This window comes from Lysobacterales bacterium (genome assembly GCA_016703225.1).
Classification (GTDB): domain Bacteria; phylum Pseudomonadota; class Gammaproteobacteria; order Xanthomonadales; family Ahniellaceae; genus JADKHK01.
Window position 1 is genome coordinate 635608 of sequence record JADJCM010000003.1, and the last position, 25532, is coordinate 661139.

At 66.8% G+C, this 25532-nt stretch carries 21 protein-coding genes and 3 tRNA genes; 11 read left to right on the forward strand and 13 right to left on the reverse strand.

The annotated features are described in order from the left end of the window. Window positions 1–69: 69 nt before the first annotated feature. The 3 genes from IPG63_16115 to IPG63_16125 all read right to left on the reverse strand — a co-directional run bounded on the left by IPG63_16115 (window position 70) and on the right by IPG63_16125 (window position 4312). Complete coding sequence (locus IPG63_16115; GenBank protein MBK6728719.1) at window positions 70–2784, reverse strand: serine/threonine protein kinase; 2715 nt, start codon at window positions 2782–2784, stop codon at window positions 70–72. 1 nt (window position 2785) lies between these two features. Continuing rightward, window positions 2786–3343 (reverse strand): sigma-70 family RNA polymerase sigma factor, encoded by a 558-nt coding sequence (locus IPG63_16120; GenBank protein ID MBK6728720.1) that lies wholly within the window; start codon window positions 3341–3343, stop codon window positions 2786–2788. Between the two features lie 69 nt (window positions 3344–3412). Beyond that, window positions 3413–4312, reverse strand: coding sequence for an IPT/TIG domain-containing protein (locus tag IPG63_16125; protein ID MBK6728721.1), 900 nt, complete (start codon window positions 4310–4312; stop codon window positions 3413–3415). A gap of 319 nt (window positions 4313–4631) precedes the next feature. Here IPG63_16125 and IPG63_16130 point away from each other — a divergent pair, with 319 nt between their 5' ends. The 11 genes from IPG63_16130 (at window position 4632) to IPG63_16180 (ending at window position 14790) form a co-directional block, all read left to right on the forward strand. Beyond that, window positions 4632–4898 (forward strand): hypothetical protein, encoded by a 267-nt coding sequence (locus IPG63_16130; GenBank protein ID MBK6728722.1) that lies wholly within the window; start codon window positions 4632–4634, stop codon window positions 4896–4898. Next, the gene (locus IPG63_16135; protein ID MBK6728723.1) at window positions 4843–5343 is read left to right on the forward strand and encodes a putative toxin-antitoxin system toxin component, PIN family; all 501 of its coding nucleotides are present in this window, start codon (window positions 4843–4845) and stop codon (window positions 5341–5343) included. Before IPG63_16130 ends, IPG63_16135 begins: the two co-directional genes overlap by 56 nt. A 151-nt stretch (window positions 5344–5494) precedes the next feature. Then, window positions 5495–6178 (forward strand): (d)CMP kinase, encoded by a 684-nt coding sequence (locus IPG63_16140; protein MBK6728724.1) that lies wholly within the window; start codon window positions 5495–5497, stop codon window positions 6176–6178. A 135-nt stretch (window positions 6179–6313) separates the two neighbouring features. After that, window positions 6314–7984 (forward strand): 30S ribosomal protein S1, encoded by a 1671-nt coding sequence (rpsA, locus tag IPG63_16145; GenBank protein ID MBK6728725.1) that lies wholly within the window; start codon window positions 6314–6316, stop codon window positions 7982–7984. 70 nt (window positions 7985–8054) lie between these two features. Next, complete coding sequence (locus tag IPG63_16150; GenBank protein MBK6728726.1) at window positions 8055–8360, forward strand: integration host factor subunit beta; 306 nt, start codon at window positions 8055–8057, stop codon at window positions 8358–8360. 8 nt (window positions 8361–8368) lie between these two features. After that, window positions 8369–8641, forward strand: a complete 273-nt coding sequence (locus IPG63_16155; protein MBK6728727.1) for a LapA family protein — start codon at window positions 8369–8371, stop codon at window positions 8639–8641. Continuing rightward, complete coding sequence (gene lapB, locus IPG63_16160) at window positions 8638–9813, forward strand: lipopolysaccharide assembly protein LapB (GenBank protein ID MBK6728728.1); 1176 nt, start codon at window positions 8638–8640, stop codon at window positions 9811–9813. The genes IPG63_16155 and lapB overlap by 4 nt, the downstream gene beginning before the upstream one ends. 1 nt (window position 9814) lies before the next feature. Then, on the forward strand, window positions 9815–10837 hold the full coding sequence (locus IPG63_16165; protein MBK6728729.1) for a glycosyl transferase family 4: 1023 nt from the start codon (window positions 9815–9817) through the stop codon (window positions 10835–10837). Between the two features lie 5 nt (window positions 10838–10842). Then, window positions 10843–12729: a polysaccharide biosynthesis protein gene (locus IPG63_16170; GenBank protein MBK6728730.1), complete on the forward strand. Its 1887-nt coding sequence runs from the start codon at window positions 10843–10845 to the stop codon at window positions 12727–12729. Further along, entirely contained in the window at window positions 12729–13610 is an 882-nt protein-coding gene (gene galU / locus IPG63_16175; protein MBK6728731.1) for a UTP--glucose-1-phosphate uridylyltransferase GalU, read from the forward strand. The genes IPG63_16170 and galU overlap by 1 nt, the downstream gene beginning before the upstream one ends. 13 nt (window positions 13611–13623) lie before the next feature. Beyond that, a complete protein-coding gene (locus tag IPG63_16180) occupies window positions 13624–14790 on the forward strand; it encodes an aminotransferase class V-fold PLP-dependent enzyme (protein ID MBK6728732.1) in 1167 nt (388 codons plus the stop codon). A 72-nt stretch (window positions 14791–14862) separates the two neighbouring features. Here the strand turns inward: IPG63_16180 and fdhF are convergent, their stop codons facing one another. The 10 genes from fdhF to IPG63_16230 form a co-directional block, all read right to left on the reverse strand. After that, a complete protein-coding gene (gene fdhF / locus IPG63_16185) occupies window positions 14863–17556 on the reverse strand; it encodes a formate dehydrogenase subunit alpha (protein MBK6728733.1) in 2694 nt (897 codons plus the stop codon). 65 nt (window positions 17557–17621) lie between these two features. Beyond that, window positions 17622–17858, reverse strand: a complete 237-nt coding sequence (locus IPG63_16190) for a heavy-metal-associated domain-containing protein (protein MBK6728734.1) — start codon at window positions 17856–17858, stop codon at window positions 17622–17624. 96 nt (window positions 17859–17954) lie between these two features. Continuing rightward, on the reverse strand, window positions 17955–18341 hold the full coding sequence (locus IPG63_16195) for a hypothetical protein (protein ID MBK6728735.1): 387 nt from the start codon (window positions 18339–18341) through the stop codon (window positions 17955–17957). A 177-nt stretch (window positions 18342–18518) separates the two neighbouring features. Then, window positions 18519–21149 carry a DUF559 domain-containing protein gene (locus tag IPG63_16200; protein MBK6728736.1) on the reverse strand — a complete coding sequence of 877 codons (2631 nt, stop codon included), beginning with the start codon at window positions 21147–21149 and terminating at the stop codon, window positions 18519–18521. Between the two features lie 89 nt (window positions 21150–21238). Beyond that, window positions 21239–21324: transfer RNA gene (locus IPG63_16205), tRNA-Leu, on the reverse strand. A 65-nt stretch (window positions 21325–21389) separates the two neighbouring features. Continuing rightward, window positions 21390–21463 (reverse strand) — tRNA-Cys (locus IPG63_16210). An 82-nt stretch (window positions 21464–21545) separates the two neighbouring features. Next, window positions 21546–21621, reverse strand: a tRNA-Gly gene (locus IPG63_16215). Between the two features lie 70 nt (window positions 21622–21691). After that, window positions 21692–22255 (reverse strand): CDP-diacylglycerol--glycerol-3-phosphate 3-phosphatidyltransferase, encoded by a 564-nt coding sequence (gene pgsA / locus IPG63_16220; GenBank protein MBK6728737.1) that lies wholly within the window; start codon window positions 22253–22255, stop codon window positions 21692–21694. A 21-nt stretch (window positions 22256–22276) separates the two neighbouring features. After that, window positions 22277–24100: an excinuclease ABC subunit UvrC gene (uvrC, locus tag IPG63_16225; GenBank protein MBK6728738.1), complete on the reverse strand. Its 1824-nt coding sequence runs from the start codon at window positions 24098–24100 to the stop codon at window positions 22277–22279. 4 nt (window positions 24101–24104) lie between these two features. Further along, window positions 24105–25532 (reverse strand): hypothetical protein, encoded by a 1428-nt coding sequence (locus IPG63_16230; GenBank protein MBK6728739.1) that lies wholly within the window; start codon window positions 25530–25532, stop codon window positions 24105–24107.

Consider the following 25532-nt stretch of genomic DNA (forward strand, 5'->3'; position numbering starts at 1 on the left):
GAAGCCGCACGCGGCGACACCGCCGCGTGCATGGCCGCGCCCGGAAAGATCACTCGCCGCCGCGGCGGGTCATGGATGGACAAGTTTCTGTCGCAGGCGCCGTTCGCGCTCGCTGACCGCTGGGGTGTGCGCCTCGGCCGGCAAGGCGGAGAGGGCGGCCAGCGCGCTGCGGTAGTGTTCGGCCGCATCGGTGCTGCCCAGGTCACCGAGTGCCTCGTGCACGTCGGCAAGGTCCTCGGTGAACATCGGCGTGTCCGGGTGGGCCGCGTGCAGGGCGGCGATCGCACGGGTGGCCTCATCCAGGCGCCTGCGCGCCTGCGCGGTCTCGCCGTTGGCTGCGTGCAGGCGACCCAGGTGCAGCAGGCTGATGCTGCGGTTCGACTCGTACCACGCGGCCTGCGGCGCGATCGGTTCCTGCAGCGCGAGCGCTTGCTGGTGCGCGGCGATGGCGCCGGCCGGATCGCCGCGCGCGGCACGCAGTTCGCCCTGGCGCCGATAGGACAGCGATAGCGCCAGCGCCACATCCGGGTCTTCGGGTGCGGTGGCGGTGCGAAGCTGGTTGATCGCGATTTGGCGTTCGATCAGCGGCGCCGCGGCATCGGCGCGGCCTTCCTGGAGCAACAGCTTGGCGAGCGCGCCGAGGAGGGCCCCGGCGCCCTGGCGCAGTTGATCGTTGTCCGGATCGACCGCCAGCAATGACTCGGTGCTGCGCAGCGCCTGCTCGGCCACGCGGATCGCTTCGCTGCGGCGCTCCAGTTGTTCCAGCACCTGGACCCGGCGCGTATCGATGCTGGCCAGTTCACGTCGTCGCACGGCGTTTGCGGGTGCCGCGGCGAGGGCGCGCTCGACCTCGGCCCGAGCCGTCGCGTAGTGCGCCTCGGCCGTGGCGAGGTCGCGCTCGCCCAGGGCCGCGTCGCCTGCGCGCAGCAGCGATCCGGCGAGCGCAAAGTGCGCGCGGTCGTCGTCGGGATCGGCGGCAAGCAGTGCCTCGCGCACGCGCCGGGCCTCGGCATGACGCGCCGCGGCGCCGGCCTGGTCGAGCAGCGAGGGCTGACTCGGGTCACCGAGCAGATCGCCGTAGTCATCCAGCGCCTCGGCATATTCGAGGCGACTGGTCGCGTCCAGCCCCGCGGTCGCCGCGAACGCCGCCGTCGCGGCTCGATAGTCGCGATCGGCGTCATCGAGGCGGCCGCCCTGGTGGGCGAGCACGGCGCGGCGCAGGGTCAGGCGCGCGTCGACCACGGCCAGCGTGCCGTCGTTGGGTGTCAACGAGCGCCAGCGCGCGAGCGCCGCGGCCGCCTGGTCGTAATTTGCGGCCGCGGCGGCGAAATCGCCCAGGTTCGGCTGCCAGGGATGGCCCTGGAGATCGCCGACCTGCAGATAGCCGCGGGCGAGGTCGGACCACAGCGTGGCGTCGTTGCCCGCGCTCGCGCGCAGCGAGTCCAGATAGCGCAGGGCGTCGTCGACCATGCGTCGGCGCATCGGCAAGGTGCCGGCCACTTCAGCCAGCGCATCGCTGTAGTCGAACAGGGTGCGGTTGGCGAGCGAGCGCGCTTCCAGGAAACGCTGCTCGGCACGGGCGCCCTCGCGCAGGGCGAGGGCCAGGCTGGCGCCGATCACGCACACGGCTGCAGCCGCGAGCAGGCTGCCCAATGGGTGGCGCCCGATGAACTTGCGCGCCACATACAGCGTCGCCGGCGCACGCGCCGACACCGGGCGGCCCGACAGCACGGCGCGCAGGTCGTCGGCGACCGCCGCCACCGAGGCATAGCGCCTCCGCGGATCGGGATCGCAGGCCTTGCGCACGATGTTGTCGATGTCGCCGCGCAGTTGCCGCGCGGGAAGTCCGTGCGGCGCGCGACAGCTGCTCGGCAGCGGCACCGGTGCCTGCGCGCGCTGCATCGCCTGCTGCCAGTCGGCATCGGCGAAGACTCGCGTCGCGCTCACGGTCTCGTGCAGCAGCAGGCCGAGTGCGTAGATGTCGGTGGCGGTGGTCGCGGTTTCGCCGCGCCATTGCTCCGGAGCGGCGTAGGCCGGCGTCAATGCGATCCCGGCGTCGCGCGTCAGCGTGCCGCTGTTGCCTTCGAGCAGTCGGGCCACGCCGAAGTCGAGCAGGCGCACGCGGCCGTCGTTGCCGACCAGCAGGTTGCCGGGCTTGAGGTCGCGATGGATCAGGGAATGCGCATGCGCGTACTGCAGCGCGTCGCACACCTGCAGCAACGGTTCGATGCGTGCCGCAGGCGTTGCCGGGCATTCGCCAAGCCATCCTGCCCAACTGCGCCCTTCAACCAGTTCCAGCACCAGATAGGGAGTGCCTTCGGCGAGCACGCCGGCGTCGAGCAGGCGCGCGATGCCCGGGTGTTCAAGCGCGGCAAGTGCATCGCGTTCGTTGCGAAAACGCCGCATCGCGTGGGCGTCGGGGAGCGTGCGCAGCAGCTTGATCGCGACGCGCTGGCGGAAGTCCGCGGCGCGGCTGGCGCGAAAGACGCGGCTCATGCCGCCTTCGCCGATCAGCGCCTCGATCAGGTACGGACCGATCCGCGTGCCGATCCAGTCTTCGCTTTCGCCGGTTTCAGCGACGTTCGCGAACCACTGCACCGGCAAGGCATCGGGCAATCGGTGCTCGTGCCCGAGCAGCCGGTGAACGTCGGCCGCAAGCGCGGCATCGCCGCCGCAGGCCGCGGCGATCTGCGATTCGCGCTCGGCTGCGGGCAGATCGATCACCGTGGCCAACACGCGCTCGACTTCGGGCCAGCGCGACAGCGTGGGCGCGACGCCGCTCATTTCAGTCCCGCATCGCTTCGGCCAGCCAGAGCTTGGCCAGACTGAAGTCGCGCCGCACGGTGGCGTTGGACAGCGACAGGTGGTCGGCGATCTCGTCGAACTCCATGCCGGCGAAGTAGCGCAGCTCGACCACGCGCGCCTTGCGCGGGTCCTGCTGTGCGAGCCGTTCGAGCGCGCCATCCAGCGCCAGCAGATCCGGATCGGGCGCGGGCGCGGCAAGGTGCTCGGGCAGATCGGTGCGGGCCATCCCGCCGCCACGCTTGTCGGCGGCCTTGTCGCGGGCATGGTTGACCAGGATGCGCCGCATCATCGTCGCGGCCAGGCCGAGGAAATAGGCGCGGTCGGCGAAATCCACCGAGTGCGAGGACAACAGCCGCAGCCAGGCCTCGTGCACCAGCGCGGTCGGTTGCAGCGTGTGTCCGGGTTTCTCGCGCGCCAACTGCGCGCGGGCGATGCGCTTGAGTTCGGCATAGACGAGGGGCAGCAGGGCATTGAGGGCCTCGGAATCGCCGGCGCGGGCGGCGCTGAACCGTTGCGAAAGATCGGAGCTGTCGTCCATGCGCGGTCCGGACCGGGGGGCGACCGATTCTAGCCGCCCATTCCCGGCTGCGGATACCGCGCACGGCAATCAATTCAGTTCTTCGAAGCCGTCACCGAACAGAGCCGGGCGCACATGGGCGTCGAGCACCATCTGGTCGTAGGGAAGGCCGTTGCCGCCGTTGCCCTGGCCGAAGTCGATGGTGTCGCCGAGGTTCAGGTCGAGCACCAGGCCGAAGGGTTTGGGCACGCCGCCCTGGTTCATCGGGCTCTGGAACAGCACGTTGCTCAGGTTGTGCCGGATCGAGACGTCGATGGTGCAGGCCACCACATAGTCGATGCACAGGAACAGTCCGTCGATCTCGTAGCGTCCGGCCTGGGGCACCGTGAAGCGGATCACTCCGAATTCCGCGGTGTTGTCCGGATGGATTCCGATCATTCCGGCTGGCCAGGACCAGGTGTACTGGTTGCAGGTAGTGCCGGTGCGGTTGCGCCCGATCACCGGAAAGAAGTCGGTCGCGCTCCAGGTGTCGACGCAGCCATCGATCGTCGTGCCGGTTGCGACGGTGATCGCCTGACCCTCGGTAGGCGCGACCCCGTAGGTCCAGACACCGACCGGATTCTGCACCGCGGAGAAGTCGCGGCTGGCGTCGAAGTCCTCGCTGTAGGTGAACGGCAGCGTCGGAGCACCGCTGGTCGAGCGCGTGTTGTCGTAGACCACCACCGCAACGGTCCCGGCGGCATGCGCCGGGGCGGTCACGTAGATGTTGTTGGCATCCAGCCTCAGGATGCTGGCGGCCACGCCATCGAAGGTGACGAACGTGGTGGGCGGAAAGTTGCTCCCGGTCAGCAGCACCGAGTTGCCGCCCGCCACATTCGCGCCGGCAGGCTGGATCCCGGTCAAGGTGGGCAACCCACCCGCAAGAGCCGTCGCGCTGGCCAGCACGGCAACCACGGACAGGACCGATCGAAACAAGCGCAGGTACGACATGGACTTCTCCTCGGGCGGGTGGGTTCACTCCCCAAGGCACGGTTTCGATCGCAAACCGCTCACGCATGCGGTAAGGCAAGAGTCGGCGCACTACCCCGCATGGCCGACGCATTGCGTCGCCCGATCCGCCGCCACCGCGGTGATGCCGGTGTAGTCGCGACGCACGATCCATTACCCTCCGTTGCCGATTCTGCCGCTCCTGCAAAGGTTCCGCCGATTGGATGCTGCCCGGACTATCATGCGCCATCCGGTTGAACGCATGCCCAAGTGCGGCCGCGCCGGGCGTCGCGCTTCCGCCAGCCGCTAACAGGACCACGCCATGAGCGCCAATCCCGATGTGCTGTACGAAAAACTCAAGGCCTTGCCGCCACAACGCCGCGCGGAGGTGGAAGACTTCATGGACTTCCTAGCCCGCAAGGAGGCACAAATTGCGGCGCTGGACCGGCTGATGGCGATTGCGCCGGCAATGGAAGCCGCCGGCCTGCAGCCGATGACCGAAGAGGAGATCCAGTCCGAGATTCAGGCTGCCCGTGCCGAACGGCGCGCCCGGGCGGCCGCAGCGCAAGATCCCAAGGATCGCGCCTGACGTGCGGCTGGTGCTGGATACCAATGTCGCGCTCTCAGGCCTGGTCTGGCACGGCGCCCCGTACCGACTCCTGCAAGCCATCCGCCGCCGGCCGGAGGCGGTGCATCTCTACAGCAGCGAAGCGCTGCTGACCGAACTGGCCGAAGTGCTTGCGCGACCGCATCTGGTCAAGCCCATGGCCGCCATCGGCAAGACCCCGACCGGCGTGCTGGCCGATTACGTCGTCGTCGTCGAGATCGTCGTGCCGACCGAAGTCCCGCGCGTGATCGCCGACGATCCCGACGACGACCACGTGCTCGCCTGTGCGCTCACTGCCTGCGCCGACATCATCGTCTCCGGCGACCGCCATCTGCTCGGCCTGCAACCGCACTGGCGCGGCATTGCCATCCTCGGGCGGCGTGGAGAAGATCGAGACTGCCGCGAGTTGACGAAGCCCCGCCGGTGAGATTGTCAACGCCCGCCTTGACTGATGGCGCTCTTGATTGAAGCCCGGCAGCCCGTCGTCGAGAATCGCGGTCAGGCTGGCGCGGCTCGCCGATCAAAACAACGCACGCACTGAAAGCGAGACCTACAATGCGCGCTTTCGGAGGATGCGCATGGACAGATCGGGGATTGCGGTGGTGACGATCGACGGGCCGAGTGGTTCGGGCAAGGGGACGATCTCGCGGGCGGTGGCAGAGAAACTCGGTTGGCATTTCCTCGACAGCGGGGCGCTGTACCGGGCGGTGGGGCTGGCCGCTAGCTGGGCCGACATCGACCTCAACGACCACGACGCGCTGGCTCGATGCGCACTCGAGACTTCAGTGCAGTTCGTTGATCGCAAAGGCGATGATCCGCTGGTGTTCGTGAACGGCGTGGAGTCGAGCAGCGAGTTGCGCACCGAATTGGCGGGTGCGACCGCCTCGGCGATCGCTGCGGTGCCGGCGGTGCGCGAGGCGCTGGTCGACAAGCAACGCTCGTTCCGGCAGGCGCCAGGGCTGGTCGCGGACGGGCGCGATATGGGTACGGTCATCTTCGCCGATGCCGTGCTCAAGGTGTTCCTGACCGCGAGCGCCGAGGAGCGCGCGGAGAGGCGATATAAGCAGTTGAAGCAAAAGGGCTTCGAGGTTACACTCTCGGCCCTTTTGCGCGAGATCCTCGCGCGGGACGCCCGCGACGCCGAGCGTCCGGTGGCACCGCTCAAGCCCGCAGCCGATGCGATCCTGATCGACACCACCGGCATCGGCATCGATGAACTGGTGGAGCGCGTGCTGGCCCTGGTTCCGACGAACCTGGTCTGACATCGACCCGCCGCCGACTCGGCGCAGACGTGGTTCCGGCTCCGGCCGGGTATTCGCAACGGCGGCAACGCCATCCACCCAAGCCCGTCGTGGTCCGCGCAGCGGTCCGACGGTTCATCCCCATTGGAACCCAACATGACCGAAAGTTTTGCTGAACTGTTTGAACTGAGCCAAGCCTCGTTGTCGCGCCTGAAGCCGGGCAGCATCGTGACTGGCATCGTGGTCGAAGTGCGCACCGACGTGGTCGTCATCCACGCCGGACTGAAGTCCGAAGGCATCGTGCCGATCGAGCAGTTCAGGAACGACCTGGGCGAGATCGACGTGGCCGTCGGCGATGAGGTCAAGGTCGCGCTCGATTCGCTGGAGAACGGATTCGGCGAAACCGTGCTGTCGCGCGAGAAGGCCAAGCGCTCGATGGTCTGGGACGAACTCGAGAAGGCGCTGGAAGCCAACGCCACGGTCAACGGTCGCATCAGCGGCAAGGTCAAGGGCGGCTTCACCGTCGACATCGGCGACGTCCGCGCGTTCCTGCCGGGTTCGCTGGTCGATGTGCGCCCGGTGCGCGACACCAGCTACCTCGAGGGCAAGGAACTCGAGTTCAAGATCATCAAGCTCGATCGCAAGCGCAACAACGTCGTGGTCTCGCGCCGCGCCGTGGTCGAGAGCGAGTTCAGCGCCGAGCGCGAACAGCTGATGGAGCGCCTGCAGGAAAACGCCGTGGTCAAGGGCGTGGTCAAGAACCTCACCGATTACGGCGCATTCGTCGACCTCGGTGGCATCGATGGCCTGCTGCACATCACCGACATGGCCTGGAAGCGCGTGCGCCATCCCTCCGAAGTGGTTGAAGTCGGCCAGGAACTCGATGTGCGCGTGCTCAAGTTCGACCGCGAGCGCAACCGCGTTTCGCTCGGACTCAAGCAGCTCGGCGAAGATCCCTGGGTCAACATCGCGCGCCGCTATCCGTCGAGTTCGCGCGTGTTCGGCAAGGTCTCCAACGTCACCGACTACGGCTGCTTCGTCGAGCTGGAACCGGGCGTCGAAGGCCTGGTGCATGTCTCGGAAATGGACTGGACCAACAAGAACGTCAACCCGGGCAAGATGGTCCAGGTCGGCGACGAGTCGGAAGTCATGGTGCTGGACGTGGACGAAGAGCGCCGCCGCATCTCGCTCGGCATGAAGCAGTGCACGAGCAATCCGTGGGAAACCTTTGCCGCCATGAACAAGAAGGGCGACAAGGTCTCCGGCACGATCAAGTCGATCACCGACTTCGGCGTGTTCATCGGCCTCGACGGCGGCATCGATGGTCTGATCCATCTGTCCGACATCTCCTGGCAGGGCACCGGCGAAGACCTCGTGCGCAACTTCAAGAAGGGTGAGAACCTGGATGCAGTCGTGCTCGCCGTCGATCCGGAACGTGAGCGCATCTCGCTCGGCATCAAGCAGCTCGAACAGGATCCGTTCGCCTCGTTCATGGCCAACAACCCGCGTGGTTCGGTGGTCAAGGGCACGGTCAAGGAAGTCGATGCGCGCGGTGCGACCATCGACCTCGGCGAGGGTGTCGAGGGTTACCTGCGAGCCAACGACATCGCCAAGGAGCGCATCGAGGACGCGACCACGCGCCTGAAGGTGGGCGACGAAGTCGAAGCCAAGTTCATCGGCATGGACCGCAAGGGCCGCACGCTGCAGCTGTCGATTCGCGCCAAGGACGAGCAGGAGCTGGCCGACACGCTAGCCGACTATCAGTCGGCAGCGGGCGGCACGACCAAGCTCGGCGCCCTGCTGAAAGAGCAGATGCGCAACAAGTAAGTCCCACTGCACCGCCGGCAGTCACCCTGCCGGCGGTGCTGTTTTTCCACGCAGAACCGTCCGGACCGATATGACGAAATCCGAACTCATCGAAGCCATGGCGCGGCGCCAGATCCATCTCGCGCACCATGACGTAGAACTCGGCGTCAAGGAAATCCTCGAGTACGTGAGCCAGTCGCTGGCGACCGGCGAGCGCATCGAGATTCGCGGCTTCGGCAGCTTTTCGCTGCACTTCCGCCCGCCGCGTGTGGGCCGTAATCCCAAGACCGGCGATTCCGTCGCGCTGCCCGGCAAGTACGTGCCGTACTTCAAGCCCGGCAAGGAACTGCGCGACCGCGTCAACGGCATCGTCTCCGCCGACGGCGCGGACGACTGAGGCCTGCGATGAAGCGCTGGATCGTCATCGTCCTGGCGCTGCTGGTGGCGCTGCTCGCCGCCGCTTTTGCACTGCTGAACGATGCCGTGGTGCATCTCGATTTCCATGTACTGGCGCTGGACGTATCGCTGGGTCTGCTAGTGATGACCAGTCTGCTCGCCGGGTTCCTGCTCGCCAGTGCCACGCTCGCCGTCGCCGTGATCCTCCCACAGCGGCTGCGCATGCGCTCGCTGCAGCGGCAACTCGGCATCGCCCGCCAGGGCGGACCAGCCGCTCCATGACGCTCGATCTGTCGGTACTGGCCCTGCTGGTACTGGCCGCATTCCTCACCGGCTGGATCCTGGCGCGACGCGATCCCGGCGCTGCCGTGGGTGCGCAGGCCGACCGTCTGCGCCGCAACTACTTCCGCGGCTTGAATTATCTGTTGAACGAGCAGCCGGACAAGGCGATCGAGGTGTTCTTGCAGATCGCCGAAATCGACAAGCAGACGGTCGAGACGCACCTGGCACTCGGCAATCTGTTCCGTCGCCGCGGCGAGACCGACCGCGCCATCCGCGTGCACCAGAACCTGATCGCTCGCGCCAATCTGACGTCGGAGCAGAAGTCCTTGGCGCTGCTCGAACTGGGCGAGGACTACATGCGTGCCGGCCTGCTCGATCGCGCCGAGACGTTGTTCACCGATCTGGTCGGCATCGATGCGCATGCGCCGGCGGCGCTGCGTCATCTGATCGCGATCTGCCAGCAGGAACGCGACTGGAAGCGCGCGATCGAACACGCGCGCCGGCTCGAGGAGATCACCGGCGAATCACAGGCGGAACTGGTCAGTCAGTTCCTGTGCGAACTGGCCGAGCACGCGGCGGTGAAACAAGATGCCGAGCAGACCCGCGCCTATCTGACCGAGGCGGTGACGGTGGCGCCGCTGGCGGTGCGTCCGCGCTTGATCGAAGGACGCCTCGCGCACGAACGCCAGGACTGGAGCCGCGCCGCCAATGCCTATGAGCGCGCGGTCGAGAACGACATCGAGTACCTGCCGATCGCGATCGGGCCGCTGCTCGATGCGTTGGAGCAGCTCGACCGACGCGAGTCGATCGACGCCATGCTCGAGGAATCGATGCGCCGCTATCCCGGCATCTCGCCGGTGATCAAGATGACGCGTCGCGTGCGCGACCGCGACGGTGATGAGGCCGCCATTCGCTTTCTTTCCGACCGCCTGAGCAAGAAGCCTTCAGTACGCGGCCTGGCCGAGCTGGTCGATCTGCAATTGAGCGGCCTGCACGGCGACGCCCGCGAACAGCTGGAACGTCTGCGCGACCTGCTCAAGCAGCTGCTCGACGGCCAGGCCTTGTTCCGCTGTTCGCGTTGCGGGTTCAGTGCGCGCGCGCATCACTGGCAGTGCCCGGGCTGCAAGTCGTGGAGCACGATCAAGCCGGTGCACGGCATCGCCGGCAATTGACGTGTCGCTCTGGTGGCTGCCCGCGCTGGCTCTGCTCGTGTCGCCGCTGCTGACCGCGTTGTGGATCCGGCGCGCGCAGCGCCTGCAGTTGCTGGACGCGCCGGAGCGGCGGCGGTTGCATGAAGCACCGACGCCGCGTGGCGGCGGCATCGGCCCGGTCGCCGCGATCCTGCTCGTGCTGCTGGCCCAGCACACGGTGCAGCCCGCTGCACTCGCCGGGTTCTCCTTGCCGCTGATCGCCGGGCTGCTGCTCGCAGCCGGCGTCAGCGCCGCGGACGACCATCGTGCGCGCTCGGTGCGCCTGCGCCTTGCCGTGCATCTGCTCGCGGCGACGGTGCTCGCGGTGGCCTTCATCGCGAACAGCGGGCTCGATGGCAAGTACTGGTTCGAAGCGGGCCTGTTGCTGATTGCGATGGGCGTCGCGTCGATGAACCTGCACAACTTCATGGATGGCTCGGATGCGCACCTCGCGAGCCAGTCGCTGTTCGTTTTCTCCGTGCTCGCGTTGCTCGCGGCTCGGCACGATGCAGATGCCGCGGCTGTGCTGTTCGCCGCGGCCGCGGCCGCGGTGCTCGCGTTCCTGCCGTTCAACTGGCCGCCTGCGCGCGTGTTTCTCGGCGACGTCGGCAGCATTTCGCTCGGATTCCTGGTCGCGGCATTCTCGCTGGTCGCGGTGGATCGCGGACTGATCGGGTGGGGCGGGGCATTGATCCTGTCGTCCGGATTCATGGTCGATGCGGCAGCCACCTTGTTCGGGCGCATGCGCCGCACCCGCCATTGGCTCAAGCCGCATCGCGATCACCTGTACCAATGGCTGCGTCGTCGCGGCTGGCGTGCCGCGCGCGTGGTAGCCGCTTATCAGGGATGGAATCTGCTGATCGTGTTGCCGGCGCTGGCGTTGCTCGAACTGCGCGCGCATCCGCCACTGCTGGAATTTGCACTCGCGGTCGCGGTCTACGGACTCGGAATCGGCGTCTGGATCGCTGCGCGACGTGCGCTGCGGCGCGCGCATCGGGCACAATAGCGGGCATGCACTTGCGTCGACTGATCGCCATCCTCCATCCGCGCCTCGCCGTGGTCGCACATGACCTGTGCATGATCTGGCTGGCCTGGTTCGGCACCAACTGGTTGCGCTGGAACCTGCAAATCGATCCGCCGGTTGTCGCCTGGTTCGGCACCGAGCACGCGATCGTGCTGGTCGCGCAGACCCTGATCCTGGCCTGGACCGGCCTGTATCGCGGGCTGTGGCGCTTCGCCAGCCTGCCTGACCTGTGGAACATCGCGCGTGCCTCGGTGCTCGGCGCGCTGGCGATCGCGCTCGGTCTGTTCTTCCTCGATCGGCTCGAGGGCACGCCGCGCTCGGTGCTGCTGATGTATCCGATCGCGCTGATGCTGCTGCTCGGCACGCCGCGCATGGCGTATCGCTACTGGAAGGACAGTCGCTATGACAGCGGTGGCGCCCCGGTCAAGCGCGTGCTGGTGCTCGGTGCCGGACGCGCCGGCGAGACCCTGGTGCGCGACCTGCGTCGCGAGGGCGCGTACCGTGTAGTCGGTTTCCTCGACGACAAGTCGGGTCTGCGCGGTGCCAATGTGCATGGGGTGCCAGTGCTCGGCCCGATCGAGCAGTTGCCGCAGATCGCGCGCGAGGTCGCAGCGGAAATGGTGCTGATCGCGATCCCGACCGCGAGCAACCAGCAGATGCAGCGCATCGTCGGCATCTGCGAGCAGACCACGCTGCCGTTTCGCACCGTGCCGCGACTGGAGGACGTGGTCGAAGGCCGATCCAACTTCAACGAACTCAAGGAAGTCGCGATCGAGGACCTGCTCGGGCGCGAACCGGTGTCACTGGACTGGACCGCGATCCGCGCCGGGCTCGCCTCGCGGCGCGTGCTGATCACCGGTGGTGGCGGCTCGATCGGCTCCGAACTCTGCCGTCAGGTCGCTCGTCTCGGTGTCGAACGCCTGGCCGTGCTCGAACTGTCCGAGTTCAACTTGTACAAGGTCGAGCAGGAACTGCGCGTCGAATTTCCAGACCTGGTGATCGATCCCATCCTGGGAGACTGTGGCGACGCCGCGACACTCGAGCGCGTGTTCAGCCGCGTTCGGCCCGAGGCGGTATTCCATGCTGCGGCGTTCAAGCACGTGCCGTTGTTGCAGCAGCAGGTGCGCGAAGCGGTGCGCAACAACCTGCTGGCGACGCAGGCGCTGGCGCTGGCGGCGGATCGGCATGGCGTGCACAACTTCGTGCTGATTTCGACCGACAAGGCGGTGAATCCGTCGAGCGTGATGGGCGCGACCAAGCGCGCCGCGGAGATTTTCTGCCAGAGCCTGGCGCAGCAGTCGAATACGCACTTCATCACCGTTCGTTTCGGCAACGTGCTCGATTCCGCCGGCAGCGTGGTGCCGCTGTTTCGCGACCAGATCCACCGCGGCGGCCCGGTCACCGTCACGCATCCGGAAATCTCGCGCTACTTCATGACCATCCCCGAAGCTTGCCAGCTGATCCTGCAGGCGGCGGTACTCGGTCGCGGCGGCGAAATCTTCGCGCTCGACATGGGTGAGCCGGTGCGCATCCGCTATCTCGCCGACCAGATGATCCTGCTCGCCGGCAAGGTGCCGGAGCGCGACATCCAGATCGTCTACACCGGCCTGCGGGCCGGCGAAAAGCTGTTCGAGGAGCTGTTCCATGAGCAGGAGAACCACGAAAGCACCGGCCATCCGAAGATTTTCCTGTCGCAGCCGCGCATGGTGCCGTTTACCGAGCTGACGCCTTGCCTGCACAAGCTTGATGCCGCGGCGCGACGCTTCGATGAAGACGAAGTGCTGCGCCTGTTGCAGTCGCTGGTGCCGGAGTTCGACCAGCTGCGCACCGAGCGCGACGCAGACATCGTCTCGATCCACAAGGCGGTCTCCTGATGCGAATCCGCAAAGCCGTGTTCCCGGTGGCCGGGCTTGGCACCCGGTTCCTGCCCGCCAGCAAGGTGGTGCCCAAGGAGATGCTGCCACTGATCGACCGGCCACTGATCCAGTACGCGGTCGAGGAAGCGGTCGAGGCCGGCTGCGACACCCTGGTGTTCATCACCAATCGCTACAAGCACGCGATCGCCGATTACTTCGACAAGGCCTACGAACTCGAAGCCAAGCTCGAAGCCGCCGGCAAGCACGAGTTGCTGGAGATGGTGCGCGACATCCTGCCGCGCCATGTGCAGACGGTGTTTGTGACCCAGCACGAGGCCCTCGGTCTCGGTCATGCCGTGCTCTGCGCGCGCGCGATCGTCGGCGACGAACCCTTCGCGGTGCTGTTGCCCGACGACATGATCTGGAACCGCGGTCGCGGCGCACTGCACCAGATGGCCGACATCGCCGAGCGCGATGGCGCCAGCGTGATCGCGGTCGAAGACGTCCCGCGCCAACACACCCACCGCTACGGCATCGTCTCGGCCGAGCGTGTCGACGACCACCTGGCGCGCGTGCGCGGCGTGATCGAAAAGCCGAGGCCCGATGTCGCGCCATCCACGCTCGCCATCGTCGGCCGCTACATCCTGTCGCCGAAGATCTTCGAGCTGCTGGAGACGACCCGCGCCGGCAGTGGCGGCGAGATCCAGCTGACCGACGCGATCGCTGCGCTGCTGGTCAACGACCCGGTGCTGGCGTATCGCTTCATCGGGCGCCGTTTCGACTGCGGCAACCGTCTCGGCATGGTCCAGGCGACCGTGCACCTGGCGCTGGAAGATCCCGAACTGCACAACGCCGTGGTCGCGATGATGCGCGAACGGCTCGCGCTCGAAGCGAACTGAGCGGGGCAGGGTGGTGCGCGACCTGTCGTTCATCATCAACCACCTGGGCGAGGAGCGCGACCGCTACTTCGATGCGGTGATCCCGCCGATCGTGCAGAGCGCGATCTTCGCGCACCCGGACATCGCGACCATGCGCGCGCGCCTCGCCGACGAGTTCAACGCCCACGTCTACACCCGCGGCAACAACCCGACGGTCGAGATCGTGGCGAAGAAACTTGCCGCGCTGGAAGGCGCCGAGCGCGCGCTGATGTTCGGCTCCGGCGCCGCGGCGATGGCGGCCGCAGTGCTCGCCAACGTGCGCGCCGGCGATGAGGTGCTCTGCGTCGAGAAGCCCTACTTCTGGACCGGACAACTGGTGCGCAAGCTGCTGGCGCAATTCGGCATGCGCGGCGTGTTCGTCGACGCCGCCGATACCGCCGCGGTGGCGGCAGCGATCTCGCCGGCCACGCGCCTGATCGTGCTTGAGAGTCCGAACTCGCTGACCTTCGAGCAGCAGGACCTGGCCGCCATCGCGATGCTGGCGAAGGGCAGGGGCATCGTCACCCTGGTCGACAACAGCTACGCGACCCCGCTCGGGCAATCGCCGGTCGCGCTCGGCATTGATCTGGTTGCGCACTCGGCGACCAAGTACCTGAATGGCCACAGCGATGTCATCGCCGGTGCGCTGTGCGGTTCGGATGCGATGCTGCGCAAGGTCTTCGATGGCCCATACATGACGCTCGGGGCGATCCTGTCGCCGTTCGATGCGTGGTTGCTGCTGCGTGGCCTGCGCACGCTGCCGGTGCGGCTGGAGCGCATCGCCGCCACCACCGCCACGGTGCTTGCGCATCTCGCGAAGCACCCGAAGGTGCGCTGCGTCCATGCACCGGTGACACCGTATTCGACGCAACCCGAATTGAGCGCCGCGCAACTGCACCACGCCAGCGGCTTGTTCTCGATCGAACTCGACGTGCCCGACCTCGCCGCCATCGATCGCTTTTGCAATGCGCTCAAGCGCTTCCTGCTCGCAGCCAGTTGGGGTGGCTATGAATCGCTGGCATTCCCGGTCGCCGGCGTGCGCGACTGGGGTCGTCTGGATGCACCGGCCAGCGTACCGCTCAACCTCGTGCGCCTCTCGATCGGACTCGAAGATCCTGCGGCACTGATCGCCGATCTGGACCAGGCGCTGGCAGCGATCTGAACGGCCGCAATCAGCGCACAATGTATATTATGTCTAGTACAGAGTAACCCACGGTCACTCGACCTTGGTTCCTCACGCTGCACGTGCTGGCATCCCCTCCACCCGCACCGCGGTGACCTTGTATTCCGGCGCTGAGGTGATGTTGTCGCGGGCTGGTCCGGTGAGCTGGTTCACGGCGCGGGCCGGGTCGTGAAAGGTGGTGAACAGTTGGCCGGGCACGATGCCGTCGCTAAGGCGCAGTGGCAGCACCACGCTACCGTGGCGGCTGGTCACGCGCAGGTCCTGGCCGTCGTGCAGGCCGAGTGCGGTGGCGTCTTGCGGGTGCATGTCGAGGGTGTCGGTCGGGCGAAGTCGATTCTGCGCGGTGCGGCCGCCCATGGTGCCGACGTTGAACTGGTGCAGGTCGCGGCCGGTGCTGAGCAGGAACGGGTACTCGTCGTCGATCGATTCGACCGTCGGGTGGTAGTCGATGCGACGCAGACTGGCGCGTGGTCCGTGGGCGAAGCGCTCGGTGTGCAGGATGGTCGTGCCGGCATGGGCCTCGTCGCGGCACGGCCACTGGATTCCGCCCTGCTCCATGCGCGCATAGCTGATGCCCGCGCCGGCCGGCCAGAGTTCGCGTACCTCGTCCCACACCTGCTGCGCATCGGCGCTCGGGAATTGCGTGCCGTGGCCGAAGGCTGCAGCGAGACGCACCAGGATGGTGGCGTCATCCAGCGCGTGACCACGCGGTGTGATGGCGCGACGAATGCGCTGGATGCGCCGCTCCGAGTTCATGAAGGTGCCGTCCTTCTCGAAACTGGTGACCGCTGGCAGAAAGATGTGCCCGAACTCGCGCGCGGTGTCGTTGAGGAACAGGTCCTGCACGATCACCAGCTCCGCCTGGGCCAAGGCCGCCGCAGTCTCGCGGGCGTTGGCCAGGCTCGCCAGAATGTCGAAGCCGATCACGTACAGGGCCTTCAAGCGCCCCGCACGTGCCGCGTCGATCATGCCCAGCACGTTCAGGCCGGGCTGCGCCGGAACGGGCGCACCCCAGCGTGCCTCGAAGCGTGGTCGAGCGTCGGCGAGACTGGCGCCGCCGGTCAGCGAATCCGGTTCGCAACCCATCACCGCCACGCCCTGCACGTTGTTCTGTCCGCGCAACGGGTTCACCCCTGCCCCGGCACGGCCCAGATTTCCGGTGAGCAGTGCCAGGTTGATCAGCGCCATCACTCCCTCGGTGCCCTGCACATGCTCGGTCAGCCCGAGACCATGCACGCACATCGCCGGCATATGTTCCGCGTAAAGGCGCGCCGCCTTGCGGATATCGGCAGCGCCGACGCCACAAATCGGCGCGACGCGCTCTGGCGTCCAGTCGGCGATGAAGTTCACGAACTCGTCCAGGTCATCGACACGCGCCGCGACGAAGGCGCGATCGACCAGGTTCTCGACCACCAGCACGTGTGCCAGCGCGTTCAGCAGCGGCACATTGCTGCCCGCGCGCAGCGCCAGATGCACGTTGGCGATTTCGGCAAGCGGCGTGCGGCGCGGATCGATGACGATCAGCTGCGCGCCGCGGCGCACCTGCTGACGGATGCGCGCGCCCACCACCGGGTGGTTCGCGAGCGGATTGGCACCGACCACCAGAAAACAGCGTGCCTGCTCGATGTCATCGAAACTGTTGGTTGCGGCGCCGGTACCGAGCACGCGCTTCAGCGCCGCGGCGCTCGGCATGTGGCAGACGCGGGCGCAGCCGTCGACGTTGTTGGTGCCGAGCACGAGGCGCGCGAATTTCTGCGTCAGGAATGCTTCTTCGTTGGTGCCGCGCGCAGAGCCGAGCACGCCGACGGAGTCCGGTCCGTACTTGGCCAGGATGCCGCGCAACCGTGCCACCGTTTCGCTTTCGGCCTCGTCCCAGTCGACGCGCTGCCACTGCCCATCACGGCGCAGCATCGGCGTGGTGACACGGTCTCCGGCATCGACATAGCCGTGCGCGTAGCGGCCCTTGACGCAGGCATGGCCGCGGTTCGATGGACCATCGAGCGCCGGGCGCACGCTGACGATGCGATCGTCGGCGACGCCGACCTGCAGTTCGCAGCCGACCGCACAGTAGGCACAGGTGGTGCGCGTCCAGGTCTCGGCGATGGGATCGTGCCAGGCACTGGCATCGGTCAGCGCAGCGGTCGGACAGGTATCGACGCAGGCGCCGCAGCCGACGCAAGCACTCGCGGCCAGCGGCACGTCGCCTGCGGTCGCGATACGCAGGTCCGGACCGCGACCGAACACATGCCAGATCGACTCACCCTGCACTTCCTCGCAGATGCGCACGCAGCGGCTGCAGGCGATGCAACGGCTCATGTCGACGCGGATGTACGGATGCGAGGTGTCGATCGACGCCGGCGGCGATGCCGGCGCGCTGCCGGCGATGCCGTGTTCGCGCAGCAGGCGGTGCAGGGCCTTGTCCGGGAAGCGCGCCTGCTCGTCGGGCGCGACGCGCGCCGCGAGTTGTCCGATCAGGTCATGACGAAACGAGTCGAGCGCGGCATGGGTGCTGCGGATGCTGCTGCCATCGCGCAACGGCTCGCGGCATGAGGGTCGTGTTCGAAATGCTTCGCCCGGCGCATTGGCGATGTCCACCGAACAGGCCCAGCATTGGCCCGCCGGTTCCAGGCGTGGGTCGTGGCACAGCGTCGGCAATTCGACGCCGATGCTGCGCAGCGCCTCCAGCACGCTCAGGCCGGAAGGGAACTCGTGCGCCACACCATCGATCACGGCCCGGATACTCATGCCGCGCATCGTCGGGCTTTCAGGTCATTGGACGCAACTGCCGGCGCGGCACCGGCGGCCATGGATCAGGCGCAACAGCCGCAGCAGCGCTCAGCCTTGGCCGGGCCACCCATCAATTCGGCCTGGTAGCCGGCATCGCCGATCGCCTGCCGCGCCTGGGTTTCCGTGATCAGTCCGCTGATGCGCACCGTACCGGACTCGATCTCGACTTCCACCACCGCCGTCGGATCGAACTTCGCCACTGCCTTCTCGATCGCCGCCACGCAGTGACCGCATTCCAGACCCTGCACCTTGAAATCCATGGTAATTCCCCGCTTGATGGAAAGGCCGCGAGCTTGCCGCCCATGGCCGCGGCCGGCACTGACCTTCGTCAAGCGCGCGACTCGCTCCGTGCCCGATCAACGCATGCCGAAGTGGAACGCGCCCTCGCCGTCCTGCCGCGCGCGTCCAAGCGCGACCAGCATGTCCAACAGCTGCGGTAGCCGTTTCCGCCACGGCCATCGACCGCTGAAGCGCGCGGCGATCTCGTCCACCGTCAGCGGCGCCGGTCTCGCCGCCAGCAGATCGGCCACGGCGCGCACCTGCTCGATCGCATCTTTCGGCCACGGCTGCGGTTTGCCCACCACCGCCACGGCGCCATCCACCGGCGCCTCGTCCTCCATCGCCGCGGTGTCGATCTCCACCTGCTGCGGCTTCGCGCCCACGCCAGAGTTCTGAAACTCAGGCCGCAACCAACGCACCAGCCCACGCGCTTCCTCGACCGCCCGCTCGGCATTCAACGCCACCAATCGCTCCAGAATCGCCTCGTCAAACGCTCGCTTCGCCTCGTCGCGCGTCTTTCCTTCTCCCCCCGGGAGAAGGTGGCCCGCAGGGCCGGATGAGGGGCTCTCGGCGCCAAGGCCACCCACGCTCTTCCCTTCTCCCACCGGGAGAAGGTGGCCCGCAGGGCAGGATGAGGGGCTCTAAGCACCAAGGCCACCCACGCTCTTCCCTTCTCCCACCGGGAGAAGGTGGCCCGCAGGGCCGGATGAGGGAAGCTCTCCCGCAAGCCCGCCCTCATCCCCGGCCCTTCTCCCGGGGGGAGAAGGGAGACAGGCATCTGCGCGCGCAGACAACCGGTTCCAGATGTCTTCGAGCACTGCATCCGTCCGATGCGAGACGTCATGGTTCCAGTAGCGGATCGTCTCAATGCCAGCGTCTTTGAGTACGGCATCCCGCCGTGCATCGGTTGCTGAATCGAGATGCTGGCTACCGTCGAGTTCGATCGCGAGGCGCAAGTCGTGACAATAGAAGTCGAGGGTGTACGGTGGAAACGGATGTTGCCGCCTGAACTTGCGATCCTGCAGACGACGATCGCGCAAGAGCGCCCACATCATCTGTTCGGGGTCAGTCATCGACTTGCGCAACTCGCGTGCAAAGAACACCGCATCCTCCGGCAAGCGTGGTTTTCTTTTCCCTTCTCCCCCGACAGCCAGTACCTCCGCGCTTTTCCCTTCTCCCACCGGGAGAAGGTGGCCCGCAGGGCCGGATGAGGGGCTCTCGGCGCCAAGCGAACCCGCGCCCTTTCCTTCTCCCACCGGGAGAAGGTGGCCCGCAGGGCCGGATGAGGGAGGCTTTGCCGCAAGTCCGCCCTCATCCCCGACCCTTCTCCCGGTGGGAGAAGGGAGAAGTGCGCGTTCAACAACGCGACGGTTGAAGGTCTGGCTGATCGAATTGGTTGTGATCAGACCGAAACGTTCCAGCTTGCCGTGGCGCGTCAGTTCGGCAGCGTGGTCCCACCAGAACATCACGAAGTCCGCCGACTCGGGCACGTCCTTCCACGACGAACGCAATGCTTCCACGTAGCCATCCCCCAACGCAGTACGCATGCGCTTGTTACCAATGAACGGCGGATTGCCAACCACGAAATCGGCTTGTGGCCATTCGGCTTTGCGCGGGTTCGTGTAGCGTTCGAGCGGAATACGGGCGCTGTCGTCGGGGATGAGTTCGCCCGTCACCGGCGACGGCTTCATCGTGCGACCGTCCCAGCGCGTCACCGGCCGCCCCGCCGCATCCGTCACCACCTCCACCGAGTCATAGGCCAGCACCGCATCGCGGTTCTCGATGTTGCGGAAGTCGCGGATCACCGGCACCGGCGGGTTGACGTCGCCGCGCGTGCGGAAGTGCCATTGCAGGTAGCCGATCCACAACACCACTTCGGCAATCGCCGCCGCGCGCGGATTCAACTCGATGCCGAGCAGGTTGTGCGGGTCCACCGTCTCGCCACCGAGCGCGTCGGCACGCTCACCGCCGAGCGCCAGCCCGGTCTGGCGGAAGCCGAGTTCATCGAGCGCGTTCAGCACCTCGCCTTCCAGCCGCTTCAGGTGTTCGAGTGTCACGTACAGGAAGTTGCCGCTGCCGCAGGCCGGATCGAGCACCCGCACCGTGCACAGGCGATGGTGAAAGCGCTGCAACGCCGCCACCGCCTCGTCGTGCCGGCTCTCGGCTGCCAGCGTCATCGCCGCCGCCTGCGCATCGCTCCATTCGGTGCGCAAGGGTTCGATCACCGTCGGCAGCACCAGGCGCTCGACGTAGGCGCGCGGCGTGTAATGCGCACCGAGCTTGTGCCGCTCGCTGGTCGACAGCGCACGCTCCAGCAAGGTGCCGAAAATCGCCGGCTCGACGTGTTTCCAGTCGGCGCGTGCGGCCTCGATCAACAAGCCGACCTGTTCACGGTCCAGCGGCAACGTGTCCGGTTGTTTGAACAGCTTGCCGTTGAAGCGCAGCACATCACCGGCGAGCACCGCCGAAAAGCCGCCCGCATCCATGTCGCGCCACAACTGCGCGAGCATGCGCATCGCTGTGTCCGGCCGCTCCTCATGCTGCGCCAGCAGGTTGCGGAAGCTGGCCTCCGGCAACAGCCGCACGTCCTCGGCAAACATCGTGAACAGGCAGCGCATCAGGAACTGCGCGACTTGTTCCGGCGCATGCCCTGCCCGCTCCAGACTCCTGGCCAACTCGGCCAGACGCGCCGCGATCTCGCGCGTGACCCGTGCCGACTCGCGGCTCGGATCGAGTGAGAGCGGATCGGTCCAGACCCGGCGCAGGCGGTCGAGGATCTCCGGCCTGGCCAGATCGGCCAGCGCGATGCGATGCGAGCGTGGGTCCGGGAACGGCGTGTAGGTGGCGCCCGAACGCGAGAACTCCGCGTACAGCTCGATGCGGTTGCCGACATCGACCACGACCACGAACGGCGGCCGGCCCTCGCTCGCCGGCAGGGCGCGCGCATAGGCCTCGGCTTGCGAACGCGCGCGCAACAGCGCGTCGTCGAAACCCTTGCTGTGGGTCGCCGACTTCAGCTTCTTGGATTCGAGCACGAAGGCGCCGCGTCGATACAGGTCGATACGCCCGGCACTGGTCGAACCGTCGCCATGGCTGAACGTGATCGGCCGCTCGAACATGTAGTCCTGCGCAGCCGTGGCATGCGGCACCTCGACCCCGAGCAATGCGCACAGGTCGATCAGGAAACTCTGCGAGGTCGACAGTTCCGAGGCACTGATGCCCTGCCACTTCGAGATGAAACGCTGCGTCGCATCCCTGCTGGCTTCCGTCACGGCGACATCTCCACGTTCAAGCAGTGAAGGCTAACGCAAGCCCGCCCTCATCCCCAGCCCTTCTCCCGGTGGGAGAAGGGAGACGACCGTGGTGCCCCGGGCCGGACTCGAACCGGCATGGCTTTTGGCCGAGGGATTTTAAGTCCCTTGCGTCTACCGATTTCGCCACCGGGGCATGGGGCATTGTTGCGGTGAATGCGGCAACAAAAAAGCCCGCCTTTGCGGGCGGGCTTTCGGGTTTGGAGGCCTGGGTCGGAATCGAACCGGCGTACGCGGCTTTGCAGGCCGCTACATGACCACTCTGCCACCAGGCCGGCGGCGTGGGCGACGCGACCGGGATCGCGGCGTCCGTACCTTAAACAAGAAAACCCCGGTTTCCCGAGGTTTCGCTTGATCTGGAGCGGGAAACGAGACTCGAACTCGCGACCCCGACCTTGGCAAGGTCGTGCTCTACCAACTGAGCTATTCCCGCTTGGGAGCCGCGCATCTTAGTGGCAAATTTTTTCGTGTCAACACTCACTCAGCCACTCGTTCACCAGTGCTCAATCATCGCGCGCCCTGATGACGGGCCAGGCGGCGCGCATGTAGATCGCGGCCGACCAGATGGTCAGCACGGCGGCGACGAACAGCAGGCCCTGGCCGATCAGGTAGATCGGAATCTGGAAAATGGGCTCGCGCCAGAGCAGAAAAGATATTGCGACCATCTGCACGATGGTCTTGATCTTGCCAATGCCGGCTACGCTCACGTGCCGGCGCTCGCCGATTTCGGACATCCACTCGCGCAGCGCGGAAATGGTGATCTCGCGGCCGACGATGACGGCGCAAACGATGGCCATCAGCGGGCTGGGGTCGGCTTGAACGATCAGGAACAAGGTGACGGTAACGGTGAGCTTGTCGGCGACGGGGTCGAGAAACGCGCCGAACGCAGACATCTGTCCGAAGCGACGCGCGATCCAGCCGTCGAGCCAGTCGGTGATGGCGCCGGCGGCAAACATCAATGCCGCGACGATGTGCGCGCCCTTGAAGTCGAGGTAGAAGGTGGCGACCAGGATCGGCACCAGCGCGATGCGAAACAGGGTCAGCAGATTCGGGATGGTCAGCTTCATGGGCGCCGGCCGCGGTGGCTGTCATCGATGCAGGTGCGCATAAATCCTTTCTGCGAGTGCACTGTCAATCCCCTTCACCTGGACCAATTCTTCCACACCGGCGCCGGCAATGCCCTGCAATCCGCCGAATTGCTTGAGCAAGGCGCTGCGCCGCCGCGCGCCGATGCCCTCGATCTCGTCGAGCACGCTGCCGCTGCGCGCCTTCTCGCGGCGACCGCGGTGCCCGGCGATGGCGAAACGATGCGCTTCGTCGCGCACCGCTTGCAGCGCCAGCAGCCCGCCGGCATCGGCACGTGGATGCAGCACGCGGCCACTGTCACCGAGCACCAGTTCCTCGCAGCCTGGCCTGCGTTCGGGGCCCTTGGCGATGCCGACGACGTTGACGCCGTCGATACCGAGTTCGCGCAATGCCTCCAGCGCCTTGCCGACCTGGCCGGCGCCGCCATCGATCAGCAGCAGGTCGGGCAGGTCGGTCTGCGCGTCGAGCAGCCGCCGGAATCGCCGCGTGATCGCTTGTCGCATCGCTGCGTAATCGTCGCCGGGGGTGATGTCGCGGATGTTGAAGCGGCGGTACAGCGACTTCTGCGGGCCGTCCTCGGTGGCCACCACGCAGGCGGCGACGGTGCCCTCGCCCATGGTGTGGCTGATGTCGAAACACTCGATGCGTCCCGGCGCTTCGGCCAGTCCGAGCAGCGGCACCAGTCCTTGCCAGCGCTCGCGTTGCATGGCGTCGGAGCCGAGCCGCGTGCCGAGCGTGATGGCGGCGTTGCGCAGCGCCAGTTCGACCAGTTTCACGCGTTCGCCGCGTTGCGGGCGCAGGATTTCGACCTTGCGCCCGGACCGCGTCGAGAGCGCGGTGGCGATGAGTTCGGCATCATCGATGTCGTGGCTCAGGATCAGGCTGCGCGGCGCCGGCAATTCGGCGTAGTGCTGCGAAACGAATGCTTCCAGCACTTCGGCCGGTCCTGCGTCCTCGGCCGCGCGCAGCAGCCAGTGGCGACTACCGAGGCTGGTGCCATCGCGGAAGAACAGCGCCTGCACGCAAGCCTGGCCATCGCGCACGGCACAGGCGATGACGTCGGCATCCTGCTCGTTGCCGGTCACGAACTGGCGCGCCTGCATCTGGCGCAGGCGCGAGATTTCGTCGCGCAGTGTGGCTGCCCGCTCGAACGCGAGATCGGCGCTGGCCTGCTCCATGCTCCGCACCAACTCGTCGATCACGTCCGACGAGCGTCCATCCAGGAACATCGCGGCATGGCGCACGTCGCGGGCGTAGTCGGCCGCGGACACCAGCCCGACGCAGGGTGCCGTGCAACGCTGGATCTGGTACTGCAGGCAGGGGCGCGACCGGTTGCGAAAGAAGCTATCGACGCAGTTGCGCAGGCGGAACAGCTTCTGCAGCCGATTGATGCTTTCACGCACCGCGACCGTGCTCGGATACGGCCCGAAATAGCGGCCTTTGGTCTTGCGCGCACCCCGATGGAAAGCCATTCGCGGAAAATCGTCCGCGCTGAGGAAGATCGAGGGATAGCCCTTGCCGTCCTTGAGCAGCACGTTGTATCGCGGCTTCAGCGACTTGATCAGCTCGCTTTCGAGGATCAACGCCTCGGACTCGGTGCGCACCACCGTGGTCTCGATTGCCACCACTTGCGCCAGCATCGCCGCGATGCGCGGCTCCAGTTGCGGCCGCGCGAAGTAGCTGGCGACGCGCTTCTTCAGGCTCTTGGCCTTGCCGACGTAGAGCAGCGCACCGCCGCCATCCAGCATCCGGTAGACACCGGGCGCGCCGCTGAGGTCGCGCACGAAGGCGCGGCCATCGAACGCCGGCGGCGCGCCCGCAGTCATGCGTTCACTCGCCAATCGGCAAGCGCGTGACCTGGCCGTTGCTGGTGTCGATGCGCACCACTTCGTGGGCGCCGGTGTTGGCGACGAAGAGTTTGCCCGGAAGGCTGGCGACTCCCGACGGTTGGTTGAACCTGAAGGCCAGGTTGATCGACTTGGCCCCGCCGCCGCGCAACGACAGCGCCTTGAGCTTGTTGTTGTAGGTATCCACGAGCCACAGGATCTGGCCGTTGGCGTCGGCGGCCACGCTCATCGGGTGCTGCAGCCGAACCTGGGCCGGAGGCCCGTCGACATCGCCGAACTCGTACAACCCGGCGCCGACCAGCGTCTGCACGCGGCCATCGCTGCGCACCGCACGGATCGCCGAGCCGTCGGCGTCGGCGACATAGAGCACCTGGTTGACGTAGGCGAGCCCGGTGGGCTTGGCGAAGGTCGCGAACATGCCGTCGCCGTCGTCGCGACCGATCTTGCCGGTGCCGCTGTAGAGGTTCAGGCGTTTGCGGTTCAGGTCGAGCGCCCAGATCTGGTGCTGGCCGGCCATGGCGATGAACAGCTTCTCGTTCGCCGCGATCAGGTCCCATGGGGAATTGAGCGCGACCGTAGTCGGTTCGCTGTAGTCCTGCGTGGCCGGTCGCCCATGCTGGCCGGTGCCGGCGACCGTATCGACCTCGCCGGTGATCATGTGCACGCGGCGAATACAGTGGTTGCCCCGGTCGGCGACGTAGAGCATGTCCTTGATCAGCGCCATCCCTTGCGGGTCGTTGAATGCGGCATCGCCGAACTTGCCGTCCAGATAACCGTTGGTGCCGGTACCGATCTGGCGGATGATGCGGCCATCGTGGGTGCATTCGAGCACGCGGTTATGCCCGGAGTCGGCGACGAACAAGGCGGTATCCGTCAGCATGACCTTTCCCGGGAAGGCCAATGGCGTGCGCGGTTCCGGACGGCTGACGGGCTGGGTCGGTTCGTAGAAGCGAATATCGCGGTTGGCGGCATCTTCGAGCAGCGACCCGACCAGGGCGTCGATCTGGGCGCGATTGCCCTCGCCGGCGATCACACCGGCGATCCGGCCTTCGGCGTCGATCACCGCGACCGAGGGCCACGCCTGGATCCCGAACTGACGCCAAGCCACCCAGTCGGCGTCGCTCGCCACCGGATACGAGAGATGCATCCGATTTACCGCCTTGAGCACGTTGTCGGGTTGACGTTCGTGGTCGAACTTGGGGGTGTGGATGCCGATGACGCTGAGGCCGTCGTGATGACGAATCTCGACCGAGCGCAAATCCTGCGTCATGTGCAGCGAATTGACGTTGGCAGCGTTGAAGAAATGCAGCAGCACGATGCGGCCGCGCAGCTTCTCCAGCACCGGCGCATGCTGCACGTTCAGCCACTGCAGCGTGGACGGCAGTTCGGGTGCGATCAGATTCGCGGACAT